Annotated in this window: 15 protein-coding genes; 7 read left to right on the forward strand and 8 right to left on the reverse strand. The window is 48.1% G+C overall.

The features are described 5' to 3' along the window. Window positions 1–43: 43 nt before the first annotated feature. The 4 genes from ACY0JR_RS14880 to ACY0JR_RS14895 form a co-directional block, all read right to left on the reverse strand. Window positions 44–985, reverse strand: a complete 942-nt coding sequence (locus ACY0JR_RS14880; RefSeq protein WP_462634905.1) for a gamma-glutamyl-gamma-aminobutyrate hydrolase family protein — start codon at window positions 983–985, stop codon at window positions 44–46. Continuing rightward, window positions 973–1,980, reverse strand: coding sequence for an amidoligase family protein (locus ACY0JR_RS14885; RefSeq protein ID WP_462634906.1), 1,008 nt, complete (start codon window positions 1,978–1,980; stop codon window positions 973–975). The genes ACY0JR_RS14880 and ACY0JR_RS14885 overlap by 13 nt, the downstream gene beginning before the upstream one ends. A gap of 645 nt (window positions 1,981–2,625) precedes the next feature. Then, window positions 2,626–4,677 (reverse strand): NAD-dependent DNA ligase LigA, encoded by a 2,052-nt coding sequence (ligA, locus tag ACY0JR_RS14890; protein ID WP_462634907.1) that lies wholly within the window; start codon window positions 4,675–4,677, stop codon window positions 2,626–2,628. Between the two features lie 376 nt (window positions 4,678–5,053). After that, window positions 5,054–5,422 carry an endonuclease domain-containing protein gene (locus tag ACY0JR_RS14895; protein ID WP_462634908.1) on the reverse strand — a complete coding sequence of 123 codons (369 nt, stop codon included), beginning with the start codon at window positions 5,420–5,422 and terminating at the stop codon, window positions 5,054–5,056. 159 nt (window positions 5,423–5,581) lie between these two features. Here ACY0JR_RS14895 and ACY0JR_RS14900 point away from each other — a divergent pair, with 159 nt between their 5' ends. Further along, complete coding sequence (locus ACY0JR_RS14900) at window positions 5,582–6,106, forward strand: gluconokinase (protein WP_462634909.1); 525 nt, start codon at window positions 5,582–5,584, stop codon at window positions 6,104–6,106. A 64-nt stretch (window positions 6,107–6,170) separates the two neighbouring features. Beyond that, window positions 6,171–7,316, forward strand: coding sequence for a DEAD/DEAH box helicase (locus ACY0JR_RS14905; RefSeq protein ID WP_462634910.1), 1,146 nt, complete (start codon window positions 6,171–6,173; stop codon window positions 7,314–7,316). Window positions 7,317–7,392: 76 nt separating this feature from the next. Here ACY0JR_RS14905 and ACY0JR_RS14910 read toward each other — a convergent pair whose 3' ends face one another. Both ACY0JR_RS14910 and ACY0JR_RS14915 read right to left on the reverse strand, forming a co-directional pair. Next, complete coding sequence (locus tag ACY0JR_RS14910) at window positions 7,393–7,662, reverse strand: hypothetical protein (RefSeq protein ID WP_462634912.1); 270 nt, start codon at window positions 7,660–7,662, stop codon at window positions 7,393–7,395. A gap of 446 nt (window positions 7,663–8,108) precedes the next feature. Further along, window positions 8,109–8,825 carry a 3-ketoacyl-ACP reductase gene (locus ACY0JR_RS14915; protein WP_462634913.1) on the reverse strand — a complete coding sequence of 239 codons (717 nt, stop codon included), beginning with the start codon at window positions 8,823–8,825 and terminating at the stop codon, window positions 8,109–8,111. 603 nt (window positions 8,826–9,428) lie between these two features. Between ACY0JR_RS14915 and ACY0JR_RS14920 the strand changes: the two genes are divergently transcribed. Both ACY0JR_RS14920 and ACY0JR_RS14925 read left to right on the forward strand, forming a co-directional pair. Then, complete coding sequence (locus tag ACY0JR_RS14920; protein ID WP_462634914.1) at window positions 9,429–10,223, forward strand: alpha/beta fold hydrolase; 795 nt, start codon at window positions 9,429–9,431, stop codon at window positions 10,221–10,223. Between the two features lie 67 nt (window positions 10,224–10,290). Beyond that, complete coding sequence (locus tag ACY0JR_RS14925) at window positions 10,291–10,704, forward strand: hypothetical protein (RefSeq protein WP_462634915.1); 414 nt, start codon at window positions 10,291–10,293, stop codon at window positions 10,702–10,704. Window positions 10,705–10,821: 117 nt separating this feature from the next. On the opposite strand, the gene ACY0JR_RS14930 is transcribed toward ACY0JR_RS14925, so the two are convergent. Then, complete coding sequence (locus tag ACY0JR_RS14930) at window positions 10,822–11,319, reverse strand: DUF4920 domain-containing protein (protein ID WP_462634916.1); 498 nt, start codon at window positions 11,317–11,319, stop codon at window positions 10,822–10,824. Window positions 11,320–11,387: 68 nt separating this feature from the next. Continuing rightward, window positions 11,388–12,131 carry a TapB family protein gene (locus ACY0JR_RS14935; protein WP_462634917.1) on the reverse strand — a complete coding sequence of 248 codons (744 nt, stop codon included), beginning with the start codon at window positions 12,129–12,131 and terminating at the stop codon, window positions 11,388–11,390. A gap of 151 nt (window positions 12,132–12,282) precedes the next feature. On the opposite strand from ACY0JR_RS14935, the gene ACY0JR_RS14940 reads away from it, so the two are divergent. The 3 genes from ACY0JR_RS14940 (at window position 12,283) to ACY0JR_RS14950 (ending at window position 13,679) form a co-directional block, all read left to right on the forward strand. After that, entirely contained in the window at window positions 12,283–12,489 is a 207-nt protein-coding gene (locus ACY0JR_RS14940) for a hypothetical protein (protein ID WP_462634918.1), read from the forward strand. Between the two features lie 2 nt (window positions 12,490–12,491). Then, complete coding sequence (locus ACY0JR_RS14945) at window positions 12,492–12,842, forward strand: hypothetical protein (RefSeq protein WP_462634919.1); 351 nt, start codon at window positions 12,492–12,494, stop codon at window positions 12,840–12,842. Window positions 12,843–13,046: 204 nt separating this feature from the next. Beyond that, window positions 13,047–13,679, forward strand: a complete 633-nt coding sequence (locus ACY0JR_RS14950) for a cytochrome c oxidase subunit 3 (protein ID WP_462634920.1) — start codon at window positions 13,047–13,049, stop codon at window positions 13,677–13,679. Window positions 13,680–13,808: the final 129 nt, after the last annotated feature.

Below are 13,808 nucleotides of genomic sequence, written 5' to 3' on the forward strand. Positions count from 1 at the left end.
TCTGTTTTATGCCTGTTATGAGAAAAGGAGGAAGTTATCAGAATTATAGGCTGCTTCGGACCGCTGTTTCCTCTACCTGTTGGTCTAAAGAAACCAACGCGCTGTCCCGAGGCTGGGACAATGCTTCTTCCATATCTGGGTCTTCAATCTGCAAATTCACCTCACGGGCTTTCTGCACCAAGGCTTGGAAAATGCGCCGTTGTTCCTGTCGGCGTGGCAAATACTCAGGGTGCCACTGCACGCCCATCAGGAATTCCCGCTCAACGTGTTCAATGGCTTGCACCACCTGATTGGCTTCTTGGGCCACAATCTCCAGACCTTTGCCGGGAGTATGGACGGCTTGGTGGTGAAGTGCGTTCACTTTTAGCTTCGGAAGGCCTATAATTTGGGACAACTTACTGCCGGGTTTAAAGGTGACTTCTTTGACCGGGAAAATGCTGGAAGGATTAGGTTCCTCTTTATAAAAAGTGCTGATGTCCTGGTACAGGGTACCTCTGAAGTACACGTTCAAAAGCTGAGAACCCCGGCAGATGCCTAATACCGGTAGGTTCTTTTTTACTGCCTGGTCAATCAATTGAAACTCCAGATGGTCACGGGCTTGGTCTAAAGACCACTGTGGTTTGCGGCTAAAGAGTTTCCGGACGAAAAATAGGGCTGGGTAATAAATCCAGCGAGTAAAGCGCCAAACCCGTTGGAAGAAGTTCTTTCTAGGGTGCTTAAGGGTGCGTTGAAGATACTCTTGGAACACGGCGTCCTGTTGGTAAGTCTGCGGGTCTACATCGGCCCCGCCACCCACTATAAGACCTTGCAGACCATCGGCGGTACGCGGGTTGGAAGGGGTGATGTGTACGGGTTTTCCGCCCGCCAGCAGCACCCCGAAGGCAGTGAATACCCACGCTACTTCCCCGCCTTTGTCTGGCCCCGTAATGCCAATGGTTGGTCGGTTCCGGTTTATCTTATATTTCTTAGTTTTTACGCTAGCCACTGCTGTGTTTGTTTGCACCATTTGCCTTCAAAACCTAGAAGCGTGTTCTCCTTCAGGTTGAGGTATTCCATGCTCATTTCGGTAATTTTCTCGGGTTTGCTGGCCAGTTCTTCTATGACCACCCAGTTATTCCATTCCTGCGCCAAGGTCCAGTCCGGGTCAGAAATGCAGGAGTTGGGTAGCCGGTAATGGAAAGTTTTTCTGGCTTTCACGCTACCCAGGTTGGTAAATTGGTTTACCTGCTGTTCGTTCACGTAGGCAAAGAGCGGGTACATGTCCAAAGGCCGGTTCCGGTCTGGGTTGTACTGGTGGTAATCGTCAATGAGTTCTTCCAGCGTTGGGTTGTAGTCCGGGTTCAGCACCAACACGTTATATTCGGCCGGAAACGGGTTAATGAACGAAGTCAGGTTTTTACGGGCGAAATCTGTTTCTCCCGCCTCCAGCAACCACGGGTACAACAGCAGAAACGCTCTGATGTAGCGCAAGATAGTAGCAGGTTCTGTATCTGGAATCTCTACGTTGATGTGCGTACCAAAGGCATTGGTGAAGAATGCTTCGGTGCCTTTGGCCTGATGCTCATACAAAGACTGCCGCAGTTGCTCTAACTGTTCTAACTGGTTATACGGAACAGGAGGCACCCCAATCTCATAAGGAATTACCTTCTTGATAACACTTTCCAAAGCATCATCTATTTTCTCCTCCAGCGTACCTTGTCCCAACTTGGTGTGCTCAATGTCAATATTGAGTTTCTCAAAAATGGGTTTGTACTGCTTCTCCGTTAAGAGCTTGAGGTCAATTTCCACACTGAAATCTCCCAAGGTGGTGTTCACCACTTTCGCCGAGAACCGGTTTTCCCATTCCACCTCACCCCCGTACAGCTCCTGGACAATTTGGATGCATTCATTGATGCCCACATTGGCGAACTCCAGCTCAAAGCCTACGGTCCGCACGTTTCCTTCCTTATTCTTCTCTATTGGCAGTGGCTTGAAAGACATAGCTTTTTCTATCTACACGGTTTTCTTAAACCAACGTGTAAGAAAAAGAAGCGTTACGTTATTTGTACTTTCTGGCTGTAATTTAGGGTTTGTACTACTTTCTGGTTACTAGTTCTTTAATTCTCAAGCGATAGCCGCCCATGTTTGACTTGTAGGTACAGCCGCTTTTCAGGAGCCATTGGCAGAGGCACCCGTAAGACCTCCGGACATTAGGAGGTCATTTGAGAAGGCGTTAGTGCTGAGTTCACCACCCCGCCCTTCGGGCACCCCTCCTAAAGTAGGAGGGGAGTTTTGTAGCTAACTGTAACAGCGGTGGTTCAAAAGACCTCATAACGTCCAGAGGAACTGCGAGCGTCTGTGCCGATAGCTTTTCCTTTCTCGCCAATCTAGAGATTGGCTGCCCAATAGTTCCTAGAGCGCTGGCGCTAACTCTATGCACAGCAATTGATTTTTTGGATTCCGGCGAGTCTGTAGACTCGCTTCATCCCATGTCACGGGACTGGAGTCTCGCGCCAGTTGAGCCAGTATTTTTCAAACCTGTGAGGTCATCAAGACCTCACAGGTTTCTGGTCGGTTTTCAGCAAAACAGGTCCAAAGACCTCGTAGTGTCCGGAGGTTCTACTAGTGTCTCTGTCCATGACGGTTTTAGGCAATCATCTGGTTAAATTCTTCTTCATTAATGATCTTCACACCCAAGGTAGTGGCTTTTTCCAGCTTACTAGGACCCATTTTATCACCAGCCACCAGGTAAGACAGCTTTTTGGAGATAGAGCTTACAATTTTACCGCCATTGGCGATGATGGTATCTTGTAGTTCTTCACGGGAGTAACCGGAAAACACCCCGGAAACCACGAAGGTGTGGCCAGCCAGTTTATCACTTAACGGTTCAACCACCGCTACTTCGCCCAAGTCTAATTGCAGGCCGTGCGTACGCAGGCGTTCCACCACGTGCAGATTGGCTACATCTTGAAAATACTCGCGTACCGAGGCAGCTATGCGTCCGCCAATCTCAGGCACGGCAATCAGTTCCTCCTCAGTAGCAGCACGCAGGGCATCTATGTTGCGGAAGTGCTGGGCCAGTTTCTGGGCCACGGTGTTCCCCACAAACCGGATGCCCAACGCAAACAGAACCCGGTCAAAAGGTGCTTCTTTGGATTGTTCCAGGGCTTTAAGGATGTTCTCTACCGTGGTTTTCTGAAAAGTGACAATACGGCTCTTACCGGTTTCCTCGTTCACAAACGTCTTCTTCAACCCGAACAGCTTGTCATAGGTAAGGTCATAGAGTTGGTCGGGACTGATCACCAAGCCTTGTTCAACCAGTAACTCAATTTTGCCTTCGCCCAAACTCATAATGTTCATGGCCTTGCGGCTGATGAAGTGCTCCAACTTGCCTTTCACCTGCGGCGGACAGCCTTTCTCATTGGGGCAATAATGGTTTGCTTCGCCCTCGGTACGGATGAGCGGGGTGCTACAGGCTGGGCACGTAGTAGGATAGACAATTGGCTGAGCGTCTTCGGTTCTGAGTTCGGTTTTCACGGCTGTTACCTTCGGGATGATTTCGCCGCCTTTCTCTACCACTACCCGGTCATGAATCATCAAACCCAGGCGCTCAATTTCGTTTGCGTTGTGCAACGAGGCGCGTTTTACGGTGGTACCCGCCAGCAAAACGGGCTGCATTAAAGCCACTGGTGTCACAGCACCCGTGCGGCCCACGTTGTATTCAATGCCCAACAACTCGGTTACCGCTTCCATGGCTTTGTATTTGTAGGCCATGGCCCAACGTGGACTTTTAGCGGTATAGCCTAACTCTTCCTGCTGCGCATAGGAATTCACCTTTACCACAATGCCGTCGGTAGCAATGGGTAGTTCAAAGCGTTTGGTTTCCCACTCATGAATAAAGTCCATCACCTCTTCAATGGTACTGCACTTCTTCCAGGTAGGCGATACGTTCAGGCCCCAACGTTGCAAGGCTTCCAGGCTTTGGGAGTGACTTTCAAACAGGGTAGGAGTGCTCAGCAAACTATAGGCAAACATGCTCAGGCGGCGGCGGGCCACTTCTTTGGAATCCTGCAGTTTGAGAGTGCCGGAAGTCGCATTGCGCGGGTTTGCCATCAAGGCTTCACCGATTTCCTCGCGCTCTTTGTTCAGTTCCTCAAAGACGGTGAAGGGCATGAATACCTCGCCCCGAATCTCCACTTCGGCGGGTACGTCATTTCCATGCAGGTGCAGCGGAATAGTTCTGATGGTGCGCACGTTGGGCGTGATGTCGTCACCTCGGGTGCCGTCGCCGCGTGTCACGCCAGCGGTTAAAGCGCCGTTGGTGTAGGTGAGGCTCATGGCTACGCCATCAAACTTTAGTTCGCAGACATATTCCACCTCGTCGCCGGTCACTTTGCGCACGCGTTTGTCAAATTCCCGCACCTCGTCTTCTGAGTAGGTGTTCCCCAGTGAAAGCATGGGGTATTTGTGCTTCACTGTTGGGAAACTCTTAGTAATGGTGCCGCCCACGCGCTGGGTAGGGGAGTTTTCTGAGCGCAACACCGGGTACTGCGTTTCCAGGTCTTGCAGTTCTTTCAGCATCTGGTCGAACTCATAATCAGAGACTTCTGAGACGCTGTTCTGGTAATATTGGTAATTGAGATAATTCAGGCGTTGGGTCAGCTCTAAAATGCGGGCTTCAGGGTTCTGCTCAGGCATGGGTGGATTGGGTTAATCTATTGGTAAAGGTAAGAAAAACGGAGTTTGTCTGAGTACCGTTGCCCTCCGAAGTTAACTTCCACCAGCCCCGAAATTAACCACCCCCAACCCCTCCTAAATTAGGAGGGGAGCTTTCTGTTAGCAACCCGTTTCATAATTGAGGGGCCTAGTCTGTAGGGTTAAAGCTTGAAACCCTTGAAGATGGCTACAACTATTTTAAGGTTATTTTAAGAAAATAGGCTGGAAAAGGATAAGATCCGCCTTCGACTTTCCATCATAGAATACTGTAACAAAGGTACCTGCAAAAACAGAATTTCGCCTGATAAACGGTGCTAAACAAAAGCTCCCCTCCTAATTTAGGAGGGGCTGGGGGTGGTTAAAGAGCGCTTCTGAAGTTACTTCTAATCTCCTCCATTACCCCTTCTGTTTGTTCAAACACTTCCTTGTTTTCAAACCTGAGTACTCTAATGTTCAGGCTTTCTAAATATCTGGTTCGAACTTGGTCATTTTCAAAGCCTGCATCAGTGAAATGGTGGGCACCGTCTAGCTCTATGGCGAGCATTTCTGAAGGGCAATAGAAATCAAGAATGTAAGGACCTACACTATGCTGTCTTCTAAATTTCCTTCCATCCAATTGGCTTCTTTGCAACATTTTCCATAAGGCAGCCTCGGCAGAGGTAAGATTGTTTCTGAGACTTCGCCTGTTTTCTTTTAGAGATGATACATTATGGATGAGGGTGGGCATCTTAGTAGAAAGTATATCGCTACAAACTAGAACAGGAAAGGAGTTGGTTCCCATTGAAAACTACTTTCCCTATTCTAATCCTGCTCATTCATCCGTAGAAATAACATACCCAAGCCATAGTGCGTATCTTTTGATAATTGTCACGCAAAGGAAAAGAACATGTCGTACATGGTGATGGGTGTATCTGGGAGTGGAAAGAGCACGGTGGGCAAACTGTTGGCCCAAAGACTCCAGTTGCATTTCATTGATGCAGATGATTATCACCTAGCGCCTAGTATTGCCAAAATGAGCCAAGGCATTCCGCTAACGGATGAGGACAGGGCAGAATGGCTTCGGAAACTGAACCATTTGCTGGTAGAAGCGGAGAAAGCCGGGCAAGAGGTGGTCATGGCCTGTTCGGCTCTCAAAGAACAGTACCGGACGGTTTTGCGGCAGAATTTAGAAAACGGGCTTAAAATCGTTTTCCTGCACGGCAAAGTAACTCTTCTGAGGGAGCGAATGGGAGGTAGGGAAGGACACTTTATGCCCGAAGCACTGCTCGCCTCGCAACTGGAAACCCTGGAGGTGCCCGCAGATGCCTTGACGCTTGACATTGTCCATCCGCCAGAGGTATTGGTGCAACAAGTGATTGAACACTTTCAGACGGATGGTATTTCCTCAGCTTCTGCAGGCGAAGTTCTATAAACACTAAATCCGGTTTATTAAGGTTAACTTTGTGTTGTCAAAGTACCTTCATCAGTCCATAATTATGTCCTTTTCAGCGCTTGGGTTATCTCCCGCCCTTCTAAAAGCAGTTTCCGCCCAGAAATACGCAGATCCAACGCCGGTACAGAAAGCCGCCATTCCCGAGATCCTGAAAGGGAAAGATGTGTTGGGTATTGCACAAACGGGCTCCGGGAAAACGGCCGCCTACGCGTTGCCGCTGCTGGACAGGATGCAAACGAACCGGGCGTTCAAGAACCGGTACGTGAAGGCCTTGGTGCTGGTACCCACGCGGGAACTGGCCTTGCAGGTAGGGGAGGTGTTTCTGTCTTTCAGCGCGCATATGTCTATCCAGATTAAGACCTTGGCCGTTTTTGGGGGCGTGTCTATTAACCCGCAGATGATGAAGTTGCAGGGTACCGATATTCTGGTAGCTACGCCGGGCCGTTTGCTGGATCTGGTGGAATCTAAGGCCGTGCATCTCTCAGAAGTTGAAACCCTGGTCCTTGACGAAGCCGACAAGATGCTGAACCTGGGCTTTGAAGAAGAGATGCGCCAGATTTTAGCGCTTTTGCCCAAAAGACGTCAGAATCTGCTGTTCTCAGCTACGCTGGACAGTAAGGTAAATGCTATACAGGAAACCTTGTTGCAAGCGCCCGTTACGGTAGAAATCGAGGAAGAAGAAAGCGCCGCCCCTTCTTTGATCTCAGAAATGGCATATCTGGTAGATACCGAACGGAAAGGGCCTTTCCTGCGCTACCTGATCAAGCATAACCAAATGCAGCAAGTGTTAGTCTTTGTTTCGGCCACGCAACGCGCCGACCATCTGGTGACGAAACTGACCAATAATGGCATTAAAGCGGTAGCGCTGCACAGCGGCAAGAGCCAGGGAGCCAGAACCGAGGCGCTGGCCTTGTTCAAAAAAGGCAAAGTAACGGTATTAGTAGCCACCGATATCGCGTCGCGGGGCATTGATGTGCAGTATCTGCCCTTCGTGATTAATTATGATTTGCCGAGGTCTTCTAAAGACTACATCCATAGAATAGGCCGCACGGGCCGGGCCGAATCTGCCGGGGAAGCCATTACCTTGGTCACCCCCGAAGATGCCCACCATTTCAAGATCATCCAGAAGCAAACCAAACGGGTTATTCCTACGCAGGAAACCAAAGACGTAGTGCTGAAAGGTTTTTAGCGGGAGTGCCGTTTCTTACGTGTGCATGGAATGAACCTGTTTTCTAGTGCTTGAGAGACAATAATCTGGGTAAAATTCAAACTGTCGTTTCTTGACGGGGAGCGATTTTGAAAATCCGTTCTGTCTTGGTCCATTTTGGGGCTGGGAGTGCTTTGGTCTGGTGCCGGGGAGAGGGATGGCGTACTTTGCTCACTTTGCCTTCCTCCATCAATTTAGCATAAGCAGTATTCCAGTCTGGCTGGGAGAACTGTTCTTGTACCCAATGTACATAAGCGGCTTCATTGCACCAGTTGGGAAGTTTTTGCATGGCCTTACGGTGCGGCACTGAGTTGCGGAATTTCTGCATGCTGGGCATGTCTTCCCAGACAGTAACGGTCCAAAATGTAAGGTTTTGATCTATTAATTCTTTCCCGCCTAAAAAGCCTGGAGTTTTGATTAACTCCTTAGCAGATGCTTCATTAGTCATGAAGAACTGGGGCAAGTAGAAAACAGAACGTAGTCTGAGCCTGGTAATTGATATGAAAACCATAACGGTATGGCTAGTTAAAAGCGAAAATGCAAGGTGGAATTACGACACTCCTTCCCCAACAGCGGTTTAGGCGGTTCACTACAGTTGACTTCCGAAGCAAATAAGAGAAGTAATTAGCCAACATCCAAAACGATAGCAAGAGAAAATTTCCTTTTATAAGCTGATTATCAAAAATATGGCTAAAAAAGTGGGAGTAGTAGAAAGGCATTTTTACAAAAAAGCCCTACGTTTAGGTAGGGCTTTTTCCTGCTGGTAGAAGTTGTTTACGGATTGGTTGACCAGATGCCCGCTTCTTTCAGGAATACTCTCCGGTTCAGTTTAAGTTGACATACCACAAACTCGGCAAAATCCTCGGGCTGCATCACTTTCTCGGGGTTTCCGTCGGTGAGCTTCAGTTCCAGGGAAAGGTCAGTGGCTACGGTGCTGGGCGTGAGGGTAGATACCCGGATGTTATGTTTCCGGACTTCCTGCATCAGGGACTCAGACAAGCCAATCAACCCGAATTTAGAGGCGCTGTACGCGCTGGTTACGCCAGACCCGCGTTGTCCGGCCGTGGAGGAGATGTTGATGATGTCGCCGGTTTTCTTGGAGATCATGGCTGGTAAGACCGCGCGCGTCACATAGTACGGGCCCATCAGGTTCACTTTGATGATGTGTTCCCAGTGGTCGGGTTCCAGGTCCAGGAATTTCCCGAAGGCCGCCGTACCGGCGTTATTGATGAGGATATCTATAAACCCCAGTTCCTGCTGCACCTGCTCTACGGCTTCGTTCACGCTGTGAATATGGGTGACATCTGCGGTGACAATGGACGTTTCTACCCCCAGGCCTTCTAGTTCATCGGCTACTTTTTGTAAATCGCTTTCGGTACGGGCCAGTAACCCAATATTCACACCTTCTTTCGCCAGCGCAATAGCTAATGCCCGCCCAATTCCTTTGCCTGCCCCGGTGATGAGCGCAGTTTTTCCTTTCAATGACTCCATAGTTTCAGTTTGTGTTAAATTCAGTAAAAGCAGATAAAATTCTGCCTTAAGCCTAGCCTGCTCTTCCAGCGGGCACCGACTTGGTTCTAGACACAAACGGATATTTTTTCACCTAGTTAGCTAGAATTCCCAGAACCTTTTGGAAGGAAAATACTTCTGCCGTTCATTTTGAAGCATCAAAGAACGTTTCTGGAGGATACCGTACATACTCCAGAATCCTTTTCAAGTCATTCTTCATGGAGCAGATTTTGCCCTCGTTTTAGAAAAAGCGCTATAAACAGCCGAAATTTAATTGTATTTTACCGGGTTTAGTCTCTGAATTAGTAAAGTTCATTGTGGTTTCATGTAAGCTTTTGCCATTCCTACCTACAAATGCAGAAGTTGCTCAGTTTCAATATCTCATAAAAATTGAAAGGTAAGTGCAAAATGTATGACGTAGATGCTGCTTGACTTTTGAGTTAATTTCAGCCCTTAAAAAGAGGCTTTTTAAGCTGATTTTAAGAAAAGTGCGTTAAAAAAGGGTTCCTGAATAATAGGTTCGTATATTGAGTATAATCTGCATCTGATGGATTATTTTAAGAGTCATTTAGCACCCCCACTACAATGAATGCAATCAAGAGAAACAACGTACAGGTTATTGGCAGAGGCGAGAAACCCATGCTTTTTGCGCATGGGTACGGCTGCGACCAAAGCATGTGGCGCTACATTACCCCAGCCTTTGAAGAGGAGTATAAAATCGTGCTTTTTGACCATGTGGGTTTCGGGAAAGCAGACACCAGGGCCTATACCTTGGGCAGATATGCTTCGCTTCAATCTTACGCGGTAGATATTCTGGAAATCTGTGAAGAACTAGATTTAGAGGAGGTCATTTTTGTGGGTCACTCAGTGAGTGCCATGATTGGCATGCTCGCCTCTATTCTGGACCCAGTCCGTTTCTCAAAACTGATATTGATTGCCCCCTCGCCGCGCTATATCAATGATGACGACTACACCGGCGGATTTACCCAGGAAAGCATAGAAGGTTTGCTAAGTTCCTTGGATAGTGATTATCTGAGTTGGTCCCATACCATGGCTCCTTTGATCATGGGAAACCCCAATCGGCCGGAACTGGGGCAGGAACTAACCCAGCTTTTTTGCCAGAGCGACGTGGAGATTGCCAAAGATTTCGCCCGTATCACGTTTCTGTCTGATAGCCGCGCTGATTTATGCAATGTCAAAACGGAAACCTTGATTCTACAGTGTTCCGAAGACCTGATCGCTCCCTTGGCGGTAGGGGAATACATGCACCAAAACATCCCCAACAGTACATTCAAGCTGCTTAAGGCCACGGGTCATTGCCCCAACCTGAGTGCCCCCGAAGAGACCATAGCCGCTATGCAAGAATTCTTACAAAGTTGATTTCCAACCACCACAAGAGTTTTTGAAAGGCTTTGTTCTGGAGGCCAAGGCCGGTAAATGTAGTTTAATGGATAAGAAAGAGTTGAAGAAAGCAAACGGAGATGTCTGTTTTGAGGCCATCAGAATGCCCCAGAACCAATACATCTACGTCAACTGGATTGGAATACAAAGCTTGGAAACCGTGGTGATGGGCTGCAACCACGTATTGTCTATGCTGCGGGAAAAACCCTGCCGCGGATTACTGAACAGTAATAAAGAGCTGATTGGCCCCTGGGAAGTGGCCGTGCCGTACATGACTGCCAAGTGGGCTCCAGCCGCCCAGGCACTAGGTCTGCGGTATTTTGCCCATGTACTATCGCCGGGCATTTACGGGCAAAGGTCATTTGAGGCGTTCAGGCAGCATCTGAACGGACAGCTCAAAGTCAAAGCATTTGAAGAACAGGAACTAGCCCAGGAATGGCTGCTTTTATATGTTTCCTGAATTCCTTTTCTGCAACACCTGCAGTAAGTTGGTGCTACTTCAAAATAGAACAGCCGTTTTAAGCTCCTTTCAGAAAAGAAGGCTTAAAACGGCTGTGCCATAGATATAAAGCAACGACTATTCCTTTACCTGAACTCCGTTGGCCACAAAGGTGATGGAGGGTTTAGGGGCTGTGATGGCGGCAATTTCTTCCTTGCTTTTCCCAGCATCTTCGGCGAAGTGGCGTTGGTCCTCCACGGAAACCGTGTCTCTCAGAGCTACTCCCTCAAACACTACTTCTTTGCCCACAATGTCTTTGGGCATGAAAAAGCCATAATTCTTAAAGGTAACGCGCATGGGTTCCTGGCCTTCCACGGCCACGTTCATCCAGCAGCCTTTCGCCTGACACACTTCCAAAACATTGGTGGCCACTTTTGCCTGAACAGAATCTTTGTTCACCAGCAGGCTTGTAATCTCAGCGGGGGCAATGGCTCCTTCAGAAGTAAATTTCTGACCGTAGGTGCTTACTTTTTGGTCTGAAGCTTGGGAAACAGCGTCTTTGGTATCAGTTTTTTTGGTGCAGCTTCCCAACAGTAGGGGGAGCACAAGCGAGGCAGAGAACAGTAGCTTTTTCATGGTATTGAAAGATGATTTTTCAGGATTAAAGCTACTTAATATGGGGTAATCGCCAAAGCTATAAGCCGTTATTTCTGCAGAGCCTGCGCTGTGTTTCGTTTTGAAATCATTTCCAGGCCTTTCGCTTTCCGGCCTCCTTTAGTTTTGAACTGGCATTTGATGAGGCCGTGCTCCAAAGAGAAATATTCCTCTACCTGAAAGATGTCGCGCAAGGGCATGCCCATGGCATCTAAGGTTACTTCGTATTGGTAGCTTATTTTGTAGCAGTCAAAGGTACCTGCCGGAGTGGTAACTTTTTCAAGGGCCTCCACTTTGCGGTTGGTAGCCAGCATGTTTACTTGGGTTATGTTCACCGAAGAGGAGCGCACCTTCACGCCTAATCTACCATCTGGCAAAATTTCGCCCACCTTCATCTGCTGCGGATAAGCCACATCTACGGGCGTAAAATCAAAGTCTTTGCCATGAAATGTTTTTAAGACCTGTTCTCTGAGCAACAACATGGCATCCAGGTAAATGGTATCACCCACGCATCTGATGCGGTATTCATCTGCGGCTTCGGGTCGTTTTTTGGGATTGATGCGGGTACTTTTGAAGGTAGTCACATAGACGCCATCCTTATCGGCCATTTGCTGCACCACTTTGTTGTTGAGAGTGCCTTTGTTGCGGCCTTTATCGGTGACTTGGTACACAAACTCGGTGTTTTTTGACAAACCCAGGGGTTGCAGGCAATTCTGAGCAATGGCGGCACCGGGCAAGACAAAGAGGACCAGAAGCCAGACCAATCTTGCGGCAGAATAGAACGTGTTTTTCATAAAGTAAAAAGCCCTCAAACAGGAACGTAAAACTGTTGTTTATACGTAGTAGCAGATTACTTGGATGTATTGTACTTTTTGTATTATAATGGGGAAAGTAACGGAGCCTTCTAGGCTGCGTAATTTAGTTTCTACTACCACCAATCTAACTATGGAAAAATCTACCCAAACTGTTCAGAAACTGTCTGATCTAGCCAACGTGCTCCTGGAAAAACTAAAAGCCGATCAAACCGATATCACCTTAGATTTTCAGGATGTGTCGGTGCAAGGGCCCGGCCCCACTGGGCAGCCGGGGCAATGGAAACTCAACGGCACCCTGACGCTTAAAACCAAATCATCGGGTTCTAACCAAGCATAGGTATGGCCAATTTTCCGTTTGAAATATCAGGTAAATTGGTGCTTACCGTGCAGCAGGACCACGTACTGGTGGTGGCAGAGGAGAATTACGTGATTGTAAACTTCAAAGACCATCATTCCCTGGAGCGGGTACTGGACAATGTGATGCCTCCATCCTCAGCCAAAGGCATTGCGGCCTTGGTCGCGAAACTGGAGAAAGCCAAAGACCTGAACCAAAAACTGGTGCAGGCCGGGCTGGTGCTGGACATACGGGTGAACAACAAAACGTACATTGAAATAGGCACCGGCAGTTCGCCCCGCATTACTGCCAATGCGGTGTTTGGGCAAGTGGGTTCATGGTTTAAAAGAGGGTAACATTGGCCACCCAAAAGCAGAAACAGGCAGACCAAAATGGATTATTCAATATAAAAATTGGCAGATGCAACGTTCTTCTCTAAAAGTGCATCAAATATGAGAAACCAGGTAAACATTCTGCTGATATTCAAGGTACTACCTATGTAGAACATAGTGTTTAATGCAGACTGGTAACGCAAGTGAGGCCGATGAATTTACTGAATCATGAAATCTGAGAATCAAAATAAGATAGGTGCTGGAAGAATGTCCAGCTTTGAGAAAATAGAGAAAGTACCGCCGGTCAAAATGCTGCTGTTTGTGAGCATGGCGGGCATGGCCATGTTGTTTTTCATGCTCACGGCCATGTTTCTCTTCAAAACCGCAGATGCGGCTACCCCCTCTACGTTTAACCTGCCCAAGCTTTTCTCCGTGAGTACCATCCTCATTCTGGTGAGCGGGTTTGCCATGCAGCAAGTGCCTTTCCATTACAGCCAAGACGACTTGATAAACATGAAAAAAGGCCTGCTGTGGTCGTTGGTGTTGGGCATGGCGTTTACCCTGGCCCAGATTGTAGCCTGGTATGAAATGGCCGAGGCCAGGGTTTTCTTTGACGGACATCCATCGGGCACGTTCCTGTATTTACTGTCGGCGTTGCACTTGTTGCATATTGCCGGTGGTTTGGCCTTTGCCTCTTACCTGTACGTGAAAGTGAACAGAGCCTCCAAAGACCCCATTCGTACCCTCGTCTTCAACCGCGATCCTTACCGCCTCATGCAGGTGCAGATGCTCCGCAGTTACTGGCACTTCTTGGGCATTATCTGGATTGCCCTCTACTTCGTTTTCCTCTTTGTGCTTTAGGAATTGAGAGATTGAATGAATGAGAGATTGAAAGAATTTTAAAAAGAGAGAGCCCGTTAAGCAGTGTTTAACGGGCTCTCTCTTTTTATAGGTTTCTGATTTAAGATTATAGGGTATTATTCAAAAACT

Source organism: Rufibacter sp. JT3400010, assembly GCF_054956755.1.

Bases quoted from the DNA above. Each gene is read 5' to 3' on its own strand.
- ACY0JR_RS14905 (WP_462634910.1), top strand. From the start codon at position 6,171: ATGTCCTTTTCAGCGCTTGGGTTATCTCCCGCCCTTCTAAAAGCAGTT.
- ACY0JR_RS14895 (WP_462634908.1), bottom strand. From the start codon at position 5,422: ATGCCCACCCTCATCCATAATGTATCATCTCTAAAAGAAAACAGGCGA.
- ACY0JR_RS14950 (WP_462634920.1), top strand. From the start codon at position 13,047: ATGAAATCTGAGAATCAAAATAAGATAGGTGCTGGAAGAATGTCCAGC.
- ACY0JR_RS14945 (WP_462634919.1), top strand. From the start codon at position 12,492: ATGGCCAATTTTCCGTTTGAAATATCAGGTAAATTGGTGCTTACCGTG.
- ACY0JR_RS14900 (WP_462634909.1), top strand. From the start codon at position 5,582: ATGTCGTACATGGTGATGGGTGTATCTGGGAGTGGAAAGAGCACGGTG.
- ACY0JR_RS14910 (WP_462634912.1), bottom strand. From the start codon at position 7,662: ATGCAGAAATTCCGCAACTCAGTGCCGCACCGTAAGGCCATGCAAAAA.
- ACY0JR_RS14885 (WP_462634906.1), bottom strand. From the start codon at position 1,980: ATGTCTTTCAAGCCACTGCCAATAGAGAAGAATAAGGAAGGAAACGTG.
- ligA (WP_462634907.1), bottom strand. From the start codon at position 4,677: ATGCCTGAGCAGAACCCTGAAGCCCGCATTTTAGAGCTGACCCAACGC.
- ACY0JR_RS14920 (WP_462634914.1), top strand. From the start codon at position 9,429: ATGAATGCAATCAAGAGAAACAACGTACAGGTTATTGGCAGAGGCGAG.
- ACY0JR_RS14915 (WP_462634913.1), bottom strand. From the start codon at position 8,825: ATGGAGTCATTGAAAGGAAAAACTGCGCTCATCACCGGGGCAGGCAAA.
- ACY0JR_RS14940 (WP_462634918.1), top strand. From the start codon at position 12,283: ATGGAAAAATCTACCCAAACTGTTCAGAAACTGTCTGATCTAGCCAAC.
- ACY0JR_RS14930 (WP_462634916.1), bottom strand. From the start codon at position 11,319: ATGAAAAAGCTACTGTTCTCTGCCTCGCTTGTGCTCCCCCTACTGTTG.
- ACY0JR_RS14935 (WP_462634917.1), bottom strand. From the start codon at position 12,131: ATGAAAAACACGTTCTATTCTGCCGCAAGATTGGTCTGGCTTCTGGTC.
- ACY0JR_RS14925 (WP_462634915.1), top strand. From the start codon at position 10,291: ATGGATAAGAAAGAGTTGAAGAAAGCAAACGGAGATGTCTGTTTTGAG.